We start from the raw sequence: 1,127 nt of genomic DNA on the forward strand, positions 1-1,127 counted from the left end.
TGAGTAGACGTCGCAAGACGTCGCCCTCATGCGGCTTGCTGGCTTCTTGCGAAATTCTGGAGGATGCTCGTCAGTTACTCCCCAGGCGGGGACTGCCGTACATCTGCCACATAACGCCCCTCAAGGGGGGGTCACCGACCGCATCCGTGGTGTTCGGCGGATCCGGTGTCTCGCTGACAGAGAGAACATTACGGGTGGATGACGGGAGACGTCAAATCAATCCCTCGCCAAGATATGTGATGTACGTCACACCTTCCCAAGACTGGCTCGTTGTGATCTTTTGATATGGGAGGCTTGGTGGTCTGGGCCAGAGCTCTGGACCCCCGGAACACTGGGCCCGGAATACTGGGCCCGGAACACTCGTACAGAGCATCACCGGGTCGACTCACCTGGGTCGACGCGGCGACCGCGGGCCGCTGACCGTCGCCTCGCCAGCGAGCCAGAATCGCCAGGGCCATTCGGCCGCCACCCGGATCCCCACCCGGGGGCCGAGGCAGACCCGGCCGCCGGAGATACCGGGCGGGCCGGGAGGACGGATCCTCCGGCCCCCGGCCAGTGCCACCGTGATCGGCCCCGCGCCGGTGACCGGGGTTCCACTCAGTGCGCCGGTCACGGCGAGCGCCCGTCCCAACCGGCCGGGGCCACGCGCCAGGTCCGCCTCGACCAGGTGTGGGAAACGGCCCGCTACGAGGTCGCGACCCGCCACGACCTCTCCGGAGCGCAGGAGCACGGCCGACGCCGAACCGACCGGTCCGCACACCACGTTCAGACACCAGTGGACGCCGTAACTGAGGTAGACGTAGGCCCGTCCCGGCGGTCCGAACATGACGGCCGCGCGCGGCGTCGGGCCGCGGTAGGCGTGCGAGGCGGGATCGTCCAGCCCCCCGTACGCCTCAACCTCGGTGATCCGAACGGCGACCGGCCCGTGCCGGACCGTCGCACCAAGAAGGGCCGGTGCGACGACCAGAACGGGCCGGTCGTAGAAGTCCACCCCGTCCGGCGCGGCACCGTCCGTCGGTGCCATGCCGGGCGAGGATTCGGGTAGCGCCGTCAACCCACCGCCCAGACCTGGTCCCGGTCCAGCACCGGACGCAACGCGGCGATCTGCTCGCGGACCCGGTCGGGAG

The 1,127-nt window shown here is 69.1% G+C and carries 1 protein-coding gene; it reads right to left on the reverse strand.

Features of this window, described 5'->3' with window-relative positions:
* Positions 1-385: 385 nt before the first annotated feature.
* Positions 386-1,024, reverse strand: coding sequence for a DNA-3-methyladenine glycosylase (locus ACY45C_RS07355; RefSeq protein ID WP_462186883.1), 639 nt, complete (start codon positions 1,022-1,024; stop codon positions 386-388).
* Positions 1,025-1,127: the final 103 nt, after the last annotated feature.

The sequence above is a fragment of the Frankia sp. CcWB2 genome (genome assembly GCF_977927585.1).